This is a genomic window from Massilia sp. NBRC 108631, assembly GCF_059704565.1.
The window spans coordinates 1-229 of record NZ_BAAKJE010000160.1; the positions used below are offsets into that span (position 1 = coordinate 1).

Below are 229 nucleotides of genomic sequence, written 5' to 3' on the forward strand. Positions count from 1 at the left end.
GACCTATGTCCGTGATGACCGCGACAGCGCGTCGGAGGTGCCGCCGGCTGTATGGTTTGCTTACTCGCCCGATCGCAAAGGTATCCATCCGCAAACCCATCTCGCCAAATTTAAGGGCGTGCTGCAAGCCGATGCTTATGCTGGCTTCAACGCCATCTTCGAAACGAACCAGGTGGTGGAAGCAGCTTGCTGGGCGCATGCCCGCCGCAAATTCCATGACCTGCACGCC

1 protein-coding gene is annotated in these 229 nt (G+C 59.0%); it reads left to right on the forward strand.

Translation table 11 applies throughout. The annotated features are described in order from the left end of the window. On the forward strand, nucleotides 1–229 hold a 229-nt coding region (locus AC6H42_RS17090), incomplete at both ends, for an IS66 family transposase (RefSeq protein WP_497548554.1).